Here is an 18069-nt window from a genome sequence, read left to right on the forward strand (position 1 = left end):
TTATGTTAAACAGAAATCGTACATTTGTAAGCGAAGAACATAATACGATAGAATATGGATAAAGTACGTTTTGGTGTAGTCGGAACCAATTTCATAAGTGATTGGGTAATTGCCGGAGCCCGGCAGGATGAGCGTTTTGAACTGGTAGCTGTATATTCGAGAACTCAGGAGACGGCGGATGCTTTCGCCTCGAAACATAATATACCGTATACGTTTACCTCCTTGGAGGAGATGGCGAAAAGCCCGTTGATCGACGCTGTGTATATTGCCTCCCCGAACTTCCTTCATGCCTCCCAGAGTATTCTTTGCATGAGCTATGGCAAGCATGTTCTTTGCGAGAAACCCTTCGCTTCCAATGCGAAAGAAGTACGTGCGATGATCGAGGCTTCCCGTACATATAATGTCACGTTGATGGAGGCGATGAAGCCTACGCTTACGCCGAACTTTCTTGCCGTGCGAGAGAATCTTGGGCGTGTAGGTACGGTTCGTCGTTATTTCGCCTGCTATTGCCAGTATTCCTCCCGTTATGATAAGTTCAAGGAAGGAATCGTGTTGAACGCTTTCAAGCCGGAGTTGTCTAATGGGGCCATGATGGATATCGGTATTTATACGGTCTATCCGATGGTTGTCTTGTTTGGTCGCCCAAAGAAGATAGATGCCTCGGGCATAGTCCTGTCCTCAGGAGCGGACGGGCAAGGGGCCGTGAATTTCTTGTATGAGGGGATGAACGCCACGGTGCTTTATTCTAAGATCGCCAACTCCGCCTTGCCTACCGAGATACAAGGGGAGGAGGGGAACTTGACCTTGGACCGGATCAATATCATCCGTAAAGTGACGTATTCTCCCCGTTTAGCTCCGGCGATGGGAAAAGGCCCGGAACCGGTTCCGGAAGACCTAAGCGTGGTCGCCGATAAGGATGAGTACTATTATGAGGTAGCGGAATTTATCAACCTTGTCTTGTCTGGCAAGCGGGAGTCAGAAATCAATAGCCTTGATAATTCTTTGATTACATTGGAGATTATCGATGAAGTACGCCGGCAGTTGGGAATTGTCTATCCGGCGGATTGATAACTCTTCGTGATTTTCCTCTTTTTCCATCGGGGTGAAAAACTTTTTCCACCGTGATGAAAAAGCTTTTTCACTACGATGGAAATCCTTTTTCATCACGGAGAAAAAAGGGTTACTTGTATTTTTATTACCTTTGTGTCCTTAATTGTTTAGGATGTACATATATAATTCAATACCCCATATAACGAACACGCTAAATCTGGGAAAGGACCTATTGGAGGTCTTATTTGAGAAAAGAAAATCATTACCGTTTCGCTATGATTATGCGTTGGATATTATCGATGAGAATAAATTGAATATCCTGATCGAGCGTGAGGTGATCCGCAGGAACGGCCCTTATATCGAGATGGATGAGCATTATCTCTCTTTCTATGAGCTGCTTCTGGAGGCGAATGAGGAGATTTCTACCTCGGTGATCGATGAGAATATCCAGTTGGTGTATCAATTGATCGATTATTATGGCAAGGAGGATAACGATTTGCGTAAGCTGGGTTATCTGCGATCGGTCAAGGCGCATTTGCGGAAGATCGGGAAGATCTTGGTACGTAACGTGGTGTCCTTGCAACGGGTGATCGATAATACGTTCAAGAACGAGCCGAGCTATAAGGTGAAGATCGCCAAACTGGAGAATCTGGACGCTAAGCGAATCGAGATCAACCGCCTGATCGTGGAAGTGGAGAAGCTGCTGGATCGGGAACGGACTCCCTTTTTCGCCCAAGCCCCGGACGAGGAGTTGTTGACGATCGCCCGTGAGTTGAAGACGGAGTTATTGAGCGCCGGCCATAGCTTGATCCATTCCCAACAGGATATCATTGATTACTTGAACCAGATCCGTACGCAGGTGGGTTTTACCCGTAAGCTGCGTCGTATCAAATATCTGCGGGAGCAGTTTGAGTTACAGGAGAACACGAACGTGCGGGAGGTGGTAGACGCGGAGCGTTCCGTGGTATTGGAGGGCGTGCAGCCTACCTTATTCAAGGTTTCCATTCCTTATTTGCAAACGGACGAGGCACTGGATGTCATCTTGAAGGTGGCCGACGGCATACGGCCGGACAAGGTGATCCACCGGCAGGAGCTGGGGGTGATCTCCGCCGAGCAGATGGAGAATCAAGAGGTGGGGGAGGCTGCTATCAATACCCGGAAGATGATGGATGTTTTTAGCCGGACCGGAGGGGATTTGTTCTCTTTCGTGATGGCGTATGATTATAACCGGGAGATGGATTTCGAGGCGAAGGTTACGTTATTTTGCCGTTTACTCTCCCTCTATGAGAATGAGTTGGAGATAACAGACCGTTTTGGGCATATGGAGCATATAGAATATGCCATTATTCAAAGAACCTAGTTGTAGAGACGGGGCACGCCCCGTCTCTACAACTGGATAAAATAGAACAACAATAATAATAAGGATGATAGATAATTTACCGGTACAGACCGCACAGATCTATGATTACCTGTCGAAAGGTAATTTTCTGTGCTCGAATACAAGTGTAAAGGAGTTGAGGACACTCTTCTCGGTCGTAGAAGATAATTTTGAGCGTTTACGTGATTATTTCTCGCATATCAATTTCGTGTTGGAGCAGGGGAATAATTACTTCTACTTCTCCCGCAAGGAGCCCCGGGCTACCTTGGAGCAAAAGCTCCAGCGTTTCTTCGCTTGGATCGATATCATGGACTTCTTCTGTACGTACGATACGGCCTTCGGGCCCGGTTTCACTTTCTCGCCGGCGGAGATATTGGTACGTTCCCGTATCGACATGGATCTAGAGATGAAGCTGGACGGGTTGAAAAAACATACCGGAGGCAAGGAGAAACGCAAGGATATCCTCGATACCATCTTGGACAGGATGACGAAAGAGGGCTTTATCGAGTGCGTAAGCGATATGAACGGGACGTGGAAAGTGCTCTCCTCGTGGGACTACCTCACGAAGATGATCCATAGTATTAACATAAAGAACGAAGATGAGATATCTCAATAAAATAGTATTTATAAACAGCGCCGCTATCCGTTACTCGGAAGTACAGCTGGATGGAAATATACATTTAATCGGAACGCAGGGAGTGGGGAAGAGTACGATCCTCCGTGCGATCCTTTTCTTTTACAACGCCGATACGCAGCGGCTCGGAATCCCGGTCGAGAAGAAGTCGTATCAGGATTATTATTTCCCTTATGCCGATTCCTCGATCATCTACGAGGTAGCGAGGGAGGATGGTTGGTTTACGGTACTTAGTTATAAGACGATGAACCGTATCTGCTACCGTTTTATCGCCTCTCCGTACCGGCCGGATCTTTTTATCGACGAGGAGGGAGCGCCTTATCCGTCGGATCGTATCCGCTCGGTGCTCGATAAGAACGGTATCAAATATAGCGGGGCGATCTCCACGTATGAGGAATACCGGAATATCCTCTACGGAAACTCGGATAATAAACGGGATTACTCCTGTTATTCCTTGATGGAGAGCGGCTCGTATCAGAATATCATCCGTACGATCCAGAACGTCTTGCTGAATTCACGCTTGGAGGCGGATTATATCAAGCAGACGATCATCACCTCCTTGAACGAGGCGGATAGCGTGATCGACTTGAGCCGTTACCGGAGCCATCTATCCGGTTTTGAGGCGCAACTGAATGATATCGGTGTTTTCCGTGAGCCGGGCATGGCGCGGAAGGCCGCTGGGATCTCTACCTTGTCGGACGATATCCGTAAGCGGGATTTACGGATCAACGATCTGTGCCGCCAATTGCGCGGGGCTTATCTGGAAACGGAGCGTATCTTGCCGGAGTTGTCCCGGAAGATACACGAGCAGGAGGCGGTCAAATCGGATTTCTATAAGCAAAGGGATAAGCTGGACGCTGAATCGAAGAACCGGACAGCCACGATGGAAGGCGAGTTGGCCGTGCTGAAAAACGCCTTGTCGGAGGCGGAAGCGAAACGGGTTTTCTATGCCGGAAAAGATATCCAGACGGCGATGGATCGTTGTAACAAATTGGAGATCTTACAGCAGGAACAGGAATCCTTAGTCGTGGAGAAAGATTTGCTTTCTTCCAAGAATAAAGAAGCCTCGGTCTTGCACGCCAATTTGATCGCTAATCTGAAGAACGAGTTGGCCGGCTTCGAGAACGAGAAACAGAAACAATTACTGGCGGCAGAGACTGAGATCAATGCTCGTCGGGAGGCTCGCCGGGAGTATTATCGACGGCTACGGGAGGAATTGCGCCATGCCGCCTCGGAGGAGAAAGAGCGTTTGTTGGTGGATCGGGAGAAACGTACGACGGAGGTCGCCGCCTTGAAGATGCGTATCAAGACCACCCGGGGGCAGTCGGGAACCTCGGAGGAATTGGAGGCGGTCAAAGGGCGTCTCGGTAATTACGACGCAAACCGGAAGGACTTGGAGCTGAAGATCCGTGAGCTGAAGTACGAGTTGAACTACCAGACGAAAGAGTTCGAGACCGCCGGGAAGCATTTGGATGAGGATTATCAAAAGCTAGCGGAATCCAATGAGGTGAAGATCGAGGCCCTGAGCGCTAAGCTAGCGGAACTGACGGAGTTCTTGGATAACCAGAAAGATAGCTTCTTCAATTGGCTGTCCGAGCATAAACCCGGCTGGGAGCAGACGATCGGGCAAGTGTGTGACGAGCGCCTGCTTTACGGGAAAGAGTTTACGGCGGAGGTAGGCGAGGGAGATACCTTTTATGGAATCCGCTTCACCTCCGGGATTCACCGGAATGTCAAGACCAAGGAGGATTACTTGGCGGAGAAGAAGGATGCCGAGGAAAAACGTGCCGGAATCCAGCGCTTCATCGCTACGGCGCGGCAGGATTTGGAGGCGGCAAAGGAGAATCTCCGCAAGCAATATCAATCCTCCGTGAAGCCCATCAAGGAGGATATCTATCATGCGGAATATGAGTTGGAGCAACTGGCGGTCCGCAAGAAAGAGGACGAGTCTCGTCTGTCGGCCTTACGGGATCAGGCGACCCGTCTGAGGCAGGAGGAGATCCGGCGCTTGGAGGAGGAGTTGAACGCTGCCGAGGCCGTCCTTTCCTCGATCCAGCAGGAGATCGCCACGCTTCAAGGTAAGATGGACCGGGAACTCGCTTCCTTGGATGAGCAAGAGAAAGATGAGTTGGCTGCTTTGGATAAGGAACTCTCCGTCGCAAGGGAAGCTATCTCGGAGGAGATCGCACGCAAGAAAGCGGAGTTGGAAGAGCGCAAATCCGGATATGACAGGGAGCAATTGGATAGCCTGACCGCCAGTGGTGGCGATCCGAAACGTTTGGAGGAGATCCATTCCCGCTTGGCGTATATCGGTGGGGAGATTAAATATATCAACGAGACCAAGGCATTGATTATCGAGTATCTGAAAGATAAACGAGAGATGCTGGATAAGGTATCCGACTGGACGACGGAGAGCCTGCGCTTGCAGCAGATCATCCACGGGGAACGGGAGGATTTGAAAAAGCGTCTGGCGGACGTGAACCGGAGTATCTTCAAGATAGATGCCGAGCTGAAGGAGCTGAAGGAGGCCAACCGGAAAGCGTTGGAGAACCGGGAGGAATATCATCGCTCTACCCTGTTGGACTGGTTTACCTCTAGGGAATCCATCTTCTCTTCCATGAACCGTACCGATACGGATGGCGATTGCCGTTCCTTGGTACGGGAGATCACGATCTGCGTCAGCGAGCAATCCCAGAAACTTTCCGAGCTGCGCAAGGAGATAACCGCCTACACTGGCAATTTCTCCGAGGATAATGTGTTCGCCTTCAAGACGAGCTTCTCGGATGATAAAGAGTATATGGATTTCGCTTGCGACTTGAAGGAGTTTATCGACGAGGATAAGGTCTCGGAATACCAGTCGCGTATCAATACCCGCAACTCGGATATCTTCCGGCAGATCACGTCGGACACGAAAAGCATGGTCTCGCAGGAGGGTAATATCCGTGGCGTGGTGGATCAGATAAACGCCGACTTCAAGGAGAAGAACTTCGTGGGTATCATCCAGTGTATCGAGATGCGTATTGATCCGAGCCAGAACAAGATCGTCAATCTGTTGAAGGAGATCAAGCGATTCAACGAGGAATATAGCTGGGATTTGGGGCAGAACCTCTTCGCTTCCTCAGCCGACGATACGGCTACCCGGGAGAAGGTGACGACGTTGCTACGTGAGTTGATCAAGTCGATGGACGCTTATTCCGGCAACTTGATCCGCTTGGCGGACTTCTTCGACCTGAAGTTCCGGGTGATCGAGAACCGGAATGATACGGGCTTCGTGGAGCGCCTTACGAACGTAGGCTCCGAGGGTACGGATATCTTGGTCAAATCCATGGTGAATATCATGTTGCTGAACGTGTTCAAGCGGAACGCCTCCACGGTATTCTCCGATTTCAGGCTCCATTGCATGATGGATGAGATCGGGAAGCTGCACCCGAATAACGTGGCGGGGATCTTGAAATTTGCCAACGACCGGGATATTCTCTTGATCAATGGTTCGCCGACCGAGCAGGATGCCCTGTCCTATAAGCACATCTATAAACTGGAGAAGGATACGGATAGCTTCACCCGGATTCGCAGGGTGATTACGCAGTTCGATTAGTTACGATCTATGTTAGGGCCTCGGTTGATACGGGTGAGAGACGAGGCTCTCTCATAGGTCATAGATTAGGCTCTCTTATGGGTCATAGACGAGGCTCTCTTATAGGGGTAGGTGTCTCGTCTATGGCCCATAAGAGAGCCTCGTCTATGACTATACCATTGAAAAAATGTTAAAGCCCTGCGATCTCATCCAGCCAAAGCGTAGCCATTGCGTCGCTCGGCATTCGCCAGTCTCCACGTGGGGAGAGGCTGATGGAACCTACTTTCGGGCCGTCCGGCAGGCAACTGCGCTTGAACTGTTGCTGGAAGAAGCGGCGGAAGAAGGTATGGAGCCATTTCTTGAGGGTGGCATCGTCGTAGGTTTCCCCGAATGCCCGCTTCGCCAAGAAATAAATCTTCGCGGGTGAGGCTCCGAAGCGTAAGAAGTGATAGAGGAAGAAATCGTGCAGCTCGTACGGGCCTACCAAATCCTCTGTCTTCTGCTTGATATTCCCATGCTCGTCGGCGGGAATCAATTCCGGGCTGATCGGAGTGTCTACTATATCTAATAACGTGGCGCGGGAAGCCTCGTCTACCTTGTTATTGGCCACCCATTCCACCAGATATTTAACCAATGTCTTGGGAATGCTACCGTTGACGCCGTACATAGACATATGGTCGCCATTGTAAGTAGCCCAGCCCAAGGCAAGCTCCGAGAGGTCTCCCGTACCGATCACAAGGCCGTTCTCTTGGTTTGCTACGTCCATAAGAAGTTGGGTACGCTCGCGGGCTTGGCTGTTCTCGTACGTCACGTCATGTACATGGATGTCGTGATTGATATCCTTGAAGTGTTGGATGCAAGCGTCCTTGATGGAGATCTCCCGGAGGGTCACGCCAAGGGAGCGTATCAAGTCGCAGGCATTGGTATAGGTACGATCCGTCGTTCCGAAGCCGGGCATGGTGATGCCGATGATCTTATCCCGTGGGATCTTCAAGGCATCGAAGGTCATGACGGTGACCAGTAGGGCCAAGGTGGAATCCAGTCCCCCAGAGATGCCTACGACGGCGGTTTGGGCGTGGGCATGGAGGACACGCTTGGCGAGTCCCGCTACCTGTATATGGAATATTTCCTCGCAACGTTCTTTCAAGGCATCGCCGGAAGGGGTAAAGGGATGCGGGTCGATTGCCCGGGTCAAATCCAGTGTCCGGTTGGGAAGGCTGAATGAGACTACGGTGCCGTTATCCATGTTATGGTTGAGATAACCCTGCATGAAACTGGTGTTGATCCGTCGGTCGTTCTGTAAGTTCTGGATATCGATCTCGCTGATAACGAGTTGCTCCTCCATGGAGAAACGCTCGGATTCCCTTAACAACGTGCCGTTCTCCGCTATGATACCGTTTCCCGCGAATACGAGGTCGGTACTGGATTCCCCGAAACCGGCGGAAGCGTAGACGTATCCGGCGATACAACGTGCGGATTGCTGGCAGATCAAGGATCGTAAGTAAGCATGCTTACCGATCAACTCGTTGCTGGCGGATAGATTGAATATCAAGTTCGCCCCCTGCATGGCTAGCTCGGAGCTGGGAGGGATGGGAACCCAAAGATCCTCGCAGATCTCGATACCCACACGTACCTCATCGTACTCGAAGATCAGGTAGCAATCCAGCGGCACTTCCCGGTTACCGATCGTGATCATGGATTGCTGTAGGTGTGAAGAGGCCGTGAACCAACGCTCTTCTTGGAACTCCTTGTAGCTGGGCAGGTAACTTTTGGGCACTACCCCCAATATCTCGCCCCGTTGGAAAGCGACGGCGGCGTTTATCAGTTGGCTTCCGCTGACAAGCGGGCAACCTACGATCGTTAGTAAATCCAGATCGGCGGTGTTGTTCACTAAATCCAGCAAGGCTTTCTCGGCGTTTCTGAGTAAGGTCTCTTGCGAGAACAAATCCATGCAAGTATAAGACGTAACCGATAATTCGGGGAAGGCGATGATCTGGACCTCTTTTTGGGACGCTTGGCGCATCAATCCCTCGATCTGTTGAATATTATAAAAGCAGTCAGCCACTTTAACATGTGGTACGGCTGCCGCTACTTTGACGAATCCGTAATTCATATTTGTTATTGTTTATCTGATAGATGTTCTTAATTTATCGGGGTTTTGACGACAGTCGAAGATCGCGGAGATATAGATGATATCATCTTCTATAAAATAGATGATTTTGTAATGTTCATGAACAAGAGACCGAAAGCCTTGCGGCTCCGAGGATAAAGCTTGCTCATAAAAACCGAGAAGAGGATTGTCAGCTAACAAATCGGCGTAATGTTTCAGGTCCTTGACTTTCTTGTGGGCCATGTTGATAGAAATCTCCTTCTTATAATACTTCGTAATTTCTTTCAAATCTTCTTTGGCCTTGGCTGTCCAATATGGATTTTTCTGTTTCAGAACCATGTCTCTATCTCTTTATCTAGATCCTCACTTGATGTGACTCTACCTTCTCGGGCGTCTTCTACCGATTTCCGTACCTCTGCTATCATCTCCTCTTGCGAGTGGATTACGCAAGGGCGGGGTGTCCTTCTCTTGGAAAAGATCTTTTTGGCAGCCCGTTCCAGTTCCTCCGATATCTCCATGTCATCGATCTTGTTAAGGTATCTCTCCACGAAGCTTTCTCTCCATTGCTGTAACTCTATTGTCGTCATATCAATTTCCCTCCTATATATTTATGCCCCAAAGGTATGTATTTTGTATGGGATAAAAAAGAAGGAGAGGTATACTTCGCAGCATCCTCTCCTTATTAACACAAAACAATCAACAAAAAACTACTGTCTGAATAAGACTATCTGATGAATAAAAGCTCACGGTATTTCGGCAAGGTCCATATCTGGTCGTCGACAACCAGTTCCAACTTGTCGATATGGTAACGGATGGCTTCCATCATCGGGACGATCCGGTCGTGGTAAGCGATCGCCTTCTCCCGCTCGCTCTCGATCTTGTTGGCTATCTTGCGGGCGTTGACCATCTCGTCCACTTTTTCCTTGATGAAGATCGTGCGGTTCGCTATATCCTCGATGATCTCCATGTTCTTGGAGGATAGATGGGCGGCTTTATCGGCGGGGAATAATTCACGCATCTTATATACGTTGTCGATCAAGGAAGACTGGTATTTGGTGGCCATCGGGATGATATGGTTCATTGTCAGGTCGCCTAATACACGGGCCTCGATCTGGATCTTCTTCGTGTACATCTCCCATTTGACCTCGTTGCGAGCCTCCAGCTCCTTGCGGGTCATGACTCCCGTGGACTCGAACATGCGGACGCTGCTATCTTTCAAATAAGCGTCGAAGATCAAAGGCACGCTGGTCTCGCAATCCAAGCCCCGGCGTGCGGCCTCGGCCTTCCATTCCTCGCTGTAGCCATTGCCGTCGAAATGGATCGCCTTGCATTCCTTGATATCCTTGCGGATTACCTCGATGATAGCGGCGAACTTATCCTTTCCGGTGGCTATCTTAGCGTCTACCTCGGCCTTGAACTGCCTCAACTGATCCGCTACGGCGGCGTTCAATACCAGCATGGCGGCGGCGCAGTTCGCTGAGGAACCTACGGCACGGAACTCGAAACGATTACCGGTGAAGGCGAAAGGGGAGGTACGGTTACGATCCGTGTTATCGATCAATAACTCGGGGATACGGGCGATATCGAGTTTCATGCCTTGCTTTCCCGCTAGGTTGAAATCTTCCGTATCGCTGTTCTCCAGATGTTCCAAAACCTTGGACAACTGTGTCCCTAAGAAGCTGGAGATGATCGCTGGGGGAGCCTCGTTCGCTCCCAGACGATGGGCGTTGGTCGCACTGGAGATGCTGGCCTTCAGCAATGCGTTATGGGTGTACACGGCTTTCAGTACGTTGACCACGAAGGTCACGAAGCGCAGGTTGTCTTCCGGCGTCTTACCCGGTCCCATCAAAAGGATTCCGGTATCGGTTCCCAGCGACCAGTTATTGTGCTTGCCGGAACCGTTCACGCCTTTGAACGGTTTCTCGTGCAACAGGACACGGAACCCATGTTTGCGGGAGATCTTGCGCATTAGGGCCATGATCAGTAAGTTATGGTCATTGGCGAGGTTGCATTCCTCGAAGATGGGAGCTAGCTCGAATTGGTTCGGGGCGACCTCGTTATGGCGGGTCTTTACGGGAATGCCGAGCCTCAATGCCTCTACCTCGAGGTCTTTCATGAATTCCATGACACGGGTGGGGATGGCGCCGAAGTAATGATCCTCCAACTGCTGGTTCTTGGAGCTTTCATGTCCCATCAAGGTTCGGCCGGTCATCAACAGATCGGGACGTGCGGCGTACAGGCCCTCGTCTACTAGGAAGTATTCCTGTTCCCAGCCGAGGTAGGCGTATACTTTCTTCACGTCCGGGTTGAAATAGTGACAGACATCGACTGCCGCTTTGTTTACGGCTTCCAAGGCTTTCAGTAGGGGGGCTTTGTAGTCGAGGGATTCGCCCGTGTAAGCGATGAAGATCGTTGGGATGCAGAGGGTGTCGCCTACGATAAAAGCGGGGGAGGAAGGGTCCCAAGCCGAGTAGCCACGGGCCTCGAACGTATTGCGGATACCGCCGTTCGGGAAACTGGAGGCGTCCGGCTCTTGCTGGATCAGTAGTTTCCCCTCGAATTCCTCAAGTACGCCGCCTTTGCCATCGTGCTCGATGAAAGCATCGTGCTTCTCGGCGGTACCTTCCGTCAAGGGATGGAACCAGTGGGTGTAGTGGGTAGCGCCTTTTTCCATCGCCCATTTCTTCATGCCGGAGGCCACGGCGTTCGCTGTCTCACGGTCTAACGGGGTACCGTTGTCGATGGAGTCCACCAGTCTCTCGTACGCTCTCTCTGGAAGATATTTGAACATCTTCTCACGGTTGAATACCAGCTCGCCGTAATACTTGGAAGGTCTCTCGGCGGGAGTGGTTAGCTCGGTCGCTTTTTTCTCGAACGCCGATTCTACGACTCTAAATCTTAACTTTGACATAATACCTGATGATTATTGTTGTTTATAGTAAATGACTTATCTTAGCCACTTCCTCAGCCTAGCCATGGCCTCTAGGGTGTCATCCCTATCGCCGAAAGCGGTGAGGCGTAGATAACCTTCCCCGCTCGGTCCGAATCCCACTCCGGGGGTTCCGACTATCTTGACTTCATAAAGCAGTTTGTCAAAGAATTTCCATGAGGAGAGGCCGTCCGGGGTCTTTAGCCAGAGGTATGGGGCGTTATCGCCTCCGTACACCGTGAGACCGCAGTTTTGCAGGCCCTCTTTCATGATCTTCGCGTTGGTCATATAATAATTGATAGTAGCTGTCACTTGCTGTTTCCCGGCGGTGGAATAAACCGCTTCCGCACCCCGTTGGGTTATGTAACTGGTTCCGTTGAATTTCGTGCATTGGCGACGGTTCCATAATTTGTTCAACTGTACCCGTTGCCCGTCCAGCGTGAAGGCGTTCAGCTCCTTCGGTACGACCGTGTATCCGCAACGTATCCCCGTGAACCCGGCGGTTTTAGAGAAGCTCCGGAATTCGATAGCTACCTTCTTCGCTCCTTTGATCTCGTAGATAGAGTGGGGGATATTCGGGTCCTGTATATAAGCTTCGTAAGCGGAGTCGTACATGATAAGCACGTCGTTGGCAAGGGCATAGTTTACCCATTTCTTCAATTCGTCCTTAGTCAAGGTCGTTCCGGTCGGGTTATTGGGATAGCAGAGGTAAAGGATGTCCACCCTGCGACTGGGCAGATCCGGTACGAAGTTGTTTTCCTCCGTGCAAGGGATGTATACGACATCGCTCCATTTCCCGTTTTCCAATACCCCGGTGCGTCCGCTCATTACGTTCGAGTCGATGTAGGCCGGATATACGGGGTCTGTCACCCCGATACTATTGTCGTGGCGGAGCATGTCACCTATATTTCCACAATCGCTTTTCGCTCCGTCGCTGATGAATACCTCGCTCGGTTCGATAAAGACTCCCCGGCTGGCATAATCGTTCTTGATGATAGCGTCGATTAGGAAAGGATATCCCTGCTCGGGGCCATATCCGTGGAATGTATCCTTGCTCGCCATTTCTTCCACGGCTTTATGCATCGCCTCAATAACGGCGGGGGCAAGTGGTTGCGTAACATCACCAATACCCATTCGAATGATCTTATCTTTGGGATGGGTAACCTTGAAGCTGTTTACCTTTTTCGCGATGTCGGAGAAAAGGTAATTGTTCTGTAGTTTCAGGAAATGTTCATTAATTAGTGCCATACTCAGTTCTTTTGTTTTTATGTTGTTGTTTTTGTTGTTTTGTCTTGTTCCCCGTGTCAGACTTTGATGAATCCCTCGAACACGTTGACCGCTCCGCCGGTCATAAAGACCTTACCGCTTCGCTCGTCCCACTCGATGGTTAAAGGGCCCCCATCCATGATGACCTTCGTCTTTCGCTTTGTCTTCCCACGTACGACCCCGGCCACGGCGGTGGCGCAAGCTCCGGTTCCGCAGGCTTGTGTGATGCCGGAACCTCGTTCCCACACCCTCATCCGTACCTCGTCCGGCTTTAGCACCTGCACGAACTCCACGTTTGTCCGGTCCGGAAAAAGCGGGAGGCATTCCAGTAACGGGCCTACGCTTGCCAGATCGACCTGGTCCATCTCGTCCACGAAGATAACCAAATGAGGATTTCCCATAGAGATGACGGTGCCGGTGTAAATTTCTCCTCCGGCCTCAACTTCCAAGGCGATCTCACCTACGGCAGGCTTTCCCATATCTACCGTGACCTCGGTGACCTCTTCACGCTCTATTTTCAATTGTAGCTCTTTGATACCAGATAAGGTCTCTAAGGTAACCTTGTTCTTTTGCGTTAGGCCGGCCTCATAGACATATTTGCCAATACATCTGGATGCGTTTCCGCACATCATCGCCTCGGAGCCGTCCGCATTATAGATATGCATGCTGAAATCGGCGATGTCTGAAGAACCTATCAAGACCAAACCATCAGATCCTATGCCTGTGTGCGGCTTGCTCCATGCGATAGATAATTCCTCGGGATTGTCTATCGGATAGACCATCGTGTTTACATAGATGTAATCATTTCCGGCACCGTGCATCTTTGTGAATCTGATTGATTTTGTCATTTTGATGATATTATTCTTTATATTATTTCTTTTTGTTTTGTTGTAATGCAAATATATAACGTTTTGATAAGTATATAACAGATGAGAGGCTCAAATGTTTTATAAATATGTGGTTTGTAATAGATTGAAGTGATAATGGGTGCTTTTAGTTATAAATAATAACGTGATATGTGTATTTTGGTTTTATATCGTAATATGTCCTTTGTGGATATGGGTTGGTGCGACTGTAAGTAAAAAGGATATATGTCTATCTATTTGCTTAAAATAAGTCTGTTTGTCTGACGAGTCCCTTTTTCTGGGAGTATCAACTAGGGATAGGTAATGGGTGAAAATACGCATTTAACCACTGATTTTATCATAAAAGGTCGTGTTTTACCATACGAAAGGTCACATTGGGCAACGCCGGTAGTGGCGTTAGCCAACACATACGGTTGCGTAAGGCGATACATACGGTCGCGTCGGGCGATACAACCGTATGAAATGCCTCTTTTATCCGTATAAAAAACATGTTTTGACCCGTATAAATGTGAACTAGCATGAGTTATTTTTCTAGAAGAAAAGGTCGTATTTGGCTAATGTATTACTAAACAATTATTTGCTAATATTTTTTCTCGTATTTAGGGATCAGAAGTACATCAGGCCAGAAAAATCAACTCTCCGGAAGTTTGGTTTACAAATTGACAAAAAGAAAGGAGCTACTCGGTTTTGTTTCCGGATAGCTCCTTTTATCTGATTAACTAATTATCTGGATAATTTATTTTACGAACTTAACAGTTGTCTTATGAGCAGATCTCAAGAGCTTAGACTGATCGATTGAGATCATATAAATACCGTTCGGCATATTCGGAGTGCTGATGTATTGCTCATCGCTAGTGATGATACCCGTAGAAACAACTTTACCTACCATATTAACGATTACATAATTACCCTTACCATTCTTTACATAAAGACCGCTAGCGGTTGTAGATACCGTAACCTCTTGAACCTCGTCACTGATAGTCTCGTTATCGGTGATGATACCCATAGCGTCAGATGTAATATATAATGTCGCCATGCGGACATTTTCTTTAACGCCATCGCCATTAGGATCAACAGCAGGACTAAAGTCTACCGTAATCTTAGTATCATTTGTAGGAGCCGTAGCCTTGATATTCATGACTTTTTCTTTACTGCTTCCTTTCAAGAAGTTGACATCTACGATCATCTTTGTATCTTTTAAGCTCGTAGCTTCAACTTTTGTCGTTGCGTCGATTTCCATTACACGAATAATATCTTCTTTTTTAGCTTCGTAAATAGAATCGATTGTAATAGTGTAATTGGTTTCTGCGCTTGCTTTAAGATTACTAACGACACCATTAACAAGAGAGGACATAATAGAATTGATTGCTGTGCTCATTGTTGCTGGCATTGTAACGATCTGTTTAGACATTGGAGTCCAAGCTGTATTTACGTCAGCACGTACTGAATCTGTTGTCGTTAAAACTAGATTTGCTCCAGATACGCCAATTGTCGGAGTCAACTTCTTATATCCTTTGATTTTGCTAGATGCGGCATCATATGAAGTCAAGACAATAGAATCAGCAGGCATGCCTGTTGTTGATTTCAAGTTTGCATATACGACGGCGTCACCCATTGGCAATTTTGCGTTAGGTGCTTGTAGAGGTTTACCGAATAAGCTAGCCTTGATAGTACTTTCTGTCATCAACTTTGTCATATCAAGAGATATTTGGAAGTTCGGGACTTGAGCTAACGTTGCTGCTAGACTACGTAAATTATCTTCTAAAGTAATCGTATAATCAATCGTACCAGAGCTATTTGCTGTTTCTGTTAGGCTTATCAATTTTCCATCTTTAAGCGGGAAATTAGGGATCATGCTACCCACGGTACCTAACCAACCTAATTTCAATTCTACGGATAAACTGTTGAAAGGAAGAATGGTTCCTTTGTTCCCGGTCTTGATTAATACTGATAATAAATTTGTGGGTTTACCCGTTTCTGCGTCAACTAAAGCAGCTGCGGATACATCAATTTTCTCTGGTAAATCAATTTTTACGGATTGTCCGTTAAGTGAAACGTTATATTCTTTATAATCACTGAATGTCAGTTTTACGTCATTAACGATCCCTGCGATGAAATCACCCATTCCCGGTGCTATCGCAGAAAAATCCATAGAACTAAGATCCAATTTTAAACTATCAGGAGTAACCGAGATTGGATTTAATTGATCTGCACGTAGGCTTGATACTTGAGGCAAAAATAAAGGGGAATTAATTATGCTTTCGATATTAGGATTTGTGAGAGACATGAAATCAACTCCACTAATTTGCTTTACTTGATCAAAAACGGCAGGAACAATAACTTTAACAACAGCAGCCTTTTCTTTATCTGTTAATTGTTTTTGTTGTTGTGCCATCACTGGGGTGGTAGCCATGAATGTAGCGGCTGCCAAACTAATGCATGTAAAGATTTTCTTCATATAAATTTGTTTTAAAGTGTTTTATGACTCTAGCTGGCAAAGTTATTATAAAAATTAAATGCACCAGCGTTTATTATTCATAAAAGTTGGTGCATTTTGCTACTAAAGAAAAGAAATATTCGTCAATAAGCGGATTCATGTACGTCTTTTATGGCCCTGCCGCTTGGCTCGTTCATGTTTTTGAAAGCCGAGTCCCAAGCTAAAGCCTCTGCGGTAGAACATGCTACGCTAGGAATGGAAGGTACGCTTCTCGCCGCGCTTTCGCTGGGGAAATGCTCTTCAAAGATGGAGCGGTAATAATACTCTTCCTTGTTTTGGGGCGGATTGATCGGGAATCGTTTGGCGGCATTCGCCATCTCTTCATCAGTGACCGACTCGGAGGTTATTTTCTTTAATGTATCGATCCAGCCATAGCCTACCCCATCCGAGAATTGCTCTTTTTGCCGCCAAGCGATCTCCTTGGGCAAGCTGTCGGAAAATGCTTCTCGAAGTATCTTCTTCTCGATGATCGTGCCCGGGCACATCTTTGCCGCCGGATTCAGACGCATGGCCACATCAAGAAACTCTTTATCCAAGAACGGCACTCGTCCTTCTACGCCCCATGCGCAAAGGCTTTTGTTCGCACGCAAGCAATCATATAAATACAATTTGCTTAATTTACGCAGGGTCTCTTCATGGAAAGCCTGTGCGTTCGGGGCCTTATGGAAATATAAATATCCCCCGAATACCTCGTCCGCACCCTCACCGCTTAGTACCATCTTGATACCCATGCTCCGGATCACACGGGCCAATAAATACATGGGGGTGGAGGCTCGGACGGTAGTGACATCATAGGTCTCGATATGATAAATGACATCTCGTAAAGCGTCCAATCCTTCTTGTATCGTATAATGGATCTCATGATGAACCGTACCGATCGCATCCGCTACTTTACGGGCGGCGATCAAGTCCGGGGCATCTTTCAATCCGATGGCGAACGAGTGGAGTTGAGGCCACCATGCGTCCGCTTTCCCATTGGTCTCGATGCGTTTCGCCGCGTATTTCTTGGCGATAGCAGAGGTGATGGAGGAATCCAAACCTCCGGATAGAAGGACGCCATAAGGGACATCGCTCATCAGTTGGCGTTTGACGGCGGCTTCCAGCGCATCGTGAAGTTGTTGTACGTCGGTAGGATTATCTTTCACGTTGGCGTAATCCATCCAGTCACGGGTGTACCATCTCGTGAGTTTCCGGTCTTCGCTATAGAAATAATGACCGGGGAGGAACGGTTCGTAATGAGTGGCGAAGCCTTCAAGCCCTTTTAACTCGGAAGATACCATCAAGTGCCCCTCGTCATCGTATCCGATGTAGAGCGGGATCACGCCGATCGAGTCACGGGCGATCAAGTAAACCTCTTTCTCCTCGTCATAGAGAGCGAAGGCGAAAATACCGTTGAGATCCTTGATGAAATCAATCCCTTTCTTCTTGTATAAGGCGAGGATCACCTCGCAATCGGAGCCGGTTTGGAACTCGTAATCGCCTTTTAACCGTTCTCGTAATTCCTGATGGTTGTAGATCTCTCCGTTGACACAGAGGATGAGTTTCCCGTCGGGGCTGACCAAAGGCTGCCCTCCGGAGGCAGGGTCTACGATGGAAAGGCGTTCATGGGCTAAGATTGCGGTTTTGCCTTGGTAGATACCACTCCAATCCGGTCCGCGGTGACGGATTCGTTTACTCATTAATAACGCTTGTTTACGCAGGGCTTGCGCTCCGTCGTGTATATTGAATATCGCTGTTATACCACACATGATAATTGAAAATTGAG

General features: G+C 48.4%; 12 protein-coding genes. 4 read left to right on the forward strand and 8 right to left on the reverse strand.

Annotation, left to right across the window (positions count from 1 at the left end):
* Positions 1-54: 54 nt before the first annotated feature.
* The 4 genes from QVP94_RS15170 to QVP94_RS15185 all read left to right on the forward strand — a co-directional run bounded on the left by QVP94_RS15170 (position 55) and on the right by QVP94_RS15185 (position 6657).
* Entirely contained in the window at positions 55-1068 is a 1014-nt protein-coding gene (locus tag QVP94_RS15170; protein ID WP_005861919.1) for a Gfo/Idh/MocA family protein, read from the forward strand.
* 154 nt (positions 1069-1222) lie between these two features.
* Positions 1223-2410, forward strand: coding sequence for a hypothetical protein (locus QVP94_RS15175; protein WP_005861921.1), 1188 nt, complete (start codon positions 1223-1225; stop codon positions 2408-2410).
* Positions 2411-2474: 64 nt separating this feature from the next.
* Positions 2475-3044 carry a condensin complex protein MksE gene (locus QVP94_RS15180; RefSeq protein ID WP_005866029.1) on the forward strand — a complete coding sequence of 190 codons (570 nt, stop codon included), beginning with the start codon at positions 2475-2477 and terminating at the stop codon, positions 3042-3044.
* Entirely contained in the window at positions 3028-6657 is a 3630-nt protein-coding gene (locus QVP94_RS15185) for an ATP-binding protein (RefSeq protein WP_022192927.1), read from the forward strand. Before QVP94_RS15180 ends, QVP94_RS15185 begins: the two co-directional genes overlap by 17 nt.
* Before the next feature lie 169 nt (positions 6658-6826).
* Here the strand turns inward: QVP94_RS15185 and QVP94_RS15190 are convergent, their stop codons facing one another.
* The 8 genes from QVP94_RS15190 to asnB form a co-directional block, all read right to left on the reverse strand.
* On the reverse strand, positions 6827-8749 hold the full coding sequence (locus QVP94_RS15190) for an NAD(+) synthase (RefSeq protein ID WP_022192928.1): 1923 nt from the start codon (positions 8747-8749) through the stop codon (positions 6827-6829).
* A gap of 12 nt (positions 8750-8761) precedes the next feature.
* On the reverse strand, positions 8762-9085 hold the full coding sequence (locus QVP94_RS15195) for a type II toxin-antitoxin system RelE/ParE family toxin (protein WP_005861930.1): 324 nt from the start codon (positions 9083-9085) through the stop codon (positions 8762-8764).
* Positions 9076-9333: a hypothetical protein gene (locus QVP94_RS15200; protein WP_005861932.1), complete on the reverse strand. Its 258-nt coding sequence runs from the start codon at positions 9331-9333 to the stop codon at positions 9076-9078. The genes QVP94_RS15195 and QVP94_RS15200 overlap by 10 nt, the downstream gene beginning before the upstream one ends.
* A gap of 137 nt (positions 9334-9470) precedes the next feature.
* Complete coding sequence (locus QVP94_RS15205) at positions 9471-11657, reverse strand: glutamine synthetase III family protein (RefSeq protein WP_022192929.1); 2187 nt, start codon at positions 11655-11657, stop codon at positions 9471-9473.
* Positions 11658-11693: 36 nt separating this feature from the next.
* Positions 11694-12923: an LL-diaminopimelate aminotransferase gene (locus QVP94_RS15210; RefSeq protein ID WP_005861937.1), complete on the reverse strand. Its 1230-nt coding sequence runs from the start codon at positions 12921-12923 to the stop codon at positions 11694-11696.
* A 56-nt stretch (positions 12924-12979) separates the two neighbouring features.
* Positions 12980-13789 carry a diaminopimelate epimerase gene (gene dapF / locus QVP94_RS15215; RefSeq protein WP_022192930.1) on the reverse strand — a complete coding sequence of 270 codons (810 nt, stop codon included), beginning with the start codon at positions 13787-13789 and terminating at the stop codon, positions 12980-12982.
* Positions 13790-14543: 754 nt separating this feature from the next.
* On the reverse strand, positions 14544-16265 hold the full coding sequence (locus tag QVP94_RS15220; protein WP_022192932.1) for a DUF6383 domain-containing protein: 1722 nt from the start codon (positions 16263-16265) through the stop codon (positions 14544-14546).
* A 122-nt stretch (positions 16266-16387) separates the two neighbouring features.
* Positions 16388-18052 (reverse strand): asparagine synthase B, encoded by a 1665-nt coding sequence (gene asnB, locus QVP94_RS15225; RefSeq protein ID WP_130882022.1) that lies wholly within the window; start codon positions 18050-18052, stop codon positions 16388-16390.
* Positions 18053-18069: the final 17 nt, after the last annotated feature.

It is taken from the genome of Parabacteroides sp. CAG:2 (genome assembly GCF_000436315.1).
Classification (GTDB): Bacteria; Bacteroidota; Bacteroidia; order Bacteroidales; family Tannerellaceae; genus Parabacteroides; species Parabacteroides distasonis.

What these genes read in the sequence shown, in the direction of transcription:
- QVP94_RS15185 (WP_022192927.1), top strand. Translation starts at nt 3,028, where the DNA reads ATGAGATATCTCAATAAAATAGTATTTATAAACAGCGCCGCTATCCGT.
- QVP94_RS15170 (WP_005861919.1), top strand. Translation starts at nt 55, where the DNA reads ATGGATAAAGTACGTTTTGGTGTAGTCGGAACCAATTTCATAAGTGAT.
- QVP94_RS15175 (WP_005861921.1), top strand. Translation starts at nt 1,223, where the DNA reads ATGTACATATATAATTCAATACCCCATATAACGAACACGCTAAATCTG.
- asnB (WP_130882022.1), bottom strand. Translation starts at nt 18,052, where the DNA reads ATGTGTGGTATAACAGCGATATTCAATATACACGACGGAGCGCAAGCC.
- QVP94_RS15195 (WP_005861930.1), bottom strand. Translation starts at nt 9,085, where the DNA reads ATGGTTCTGAAACAGAAAAATCCATATTGGACAGCCAAGGCCAAAGAA.
- QVP94_RS15180 (WP_005866029.1), top strand. Translation starts at nt 2,475, where the DNA reads ATGATAGATAATTTACCGGTACAGACCGCACAGATCTATGATTACCTG.
- QVP94_RS15210 (WP_005861937.1), bottom strand. Translation starts at nt 12,923, where the DNA reads ATGGCACTAATTAATGAACATTTCCTGAAACTACAGAACAATTACCTT.
- dapF (WP_022192930.1), bottom strand. Translation starts at nt 13,789, where the DNA reads ATGACAAAATCAATCAGATTCACAAAGATGCACGGTGCCGGAAATGAT.
- QVP94_RS15200 (WP_005861932.1), bottom strand. Translation starts at nt 9,333, where the DNA reads ATGACGACAATAGAGTTACAGCAATGGAGAGAAAGCTTCGTGGAGAGA.
- QVP94_RS15220 (WP_022192932.1), bottom strand. Translation starts at nt 16,265, where the DNA reads ATGAAGAAAATCTTTACATGCATTAGTTTGGCAGCCGCTACATTCATG.
- QVP94_RS15190 (WP_022192928.1), bottom strand. Translation starts at nt 8,749, where the DNA reads ATGAATTACGGATTCGTCAAAGTAGCGGCAGCCGTACCACATGTTAAA.
- QVP94_RS15205 (WP_022192929.1), bottom strand. Translation starts at nt 11,657, where the DNA reads ATGTCAAAGTTAAGATTTAGAGTCGTAGAATCGGCGTTCGAGAAAAAA.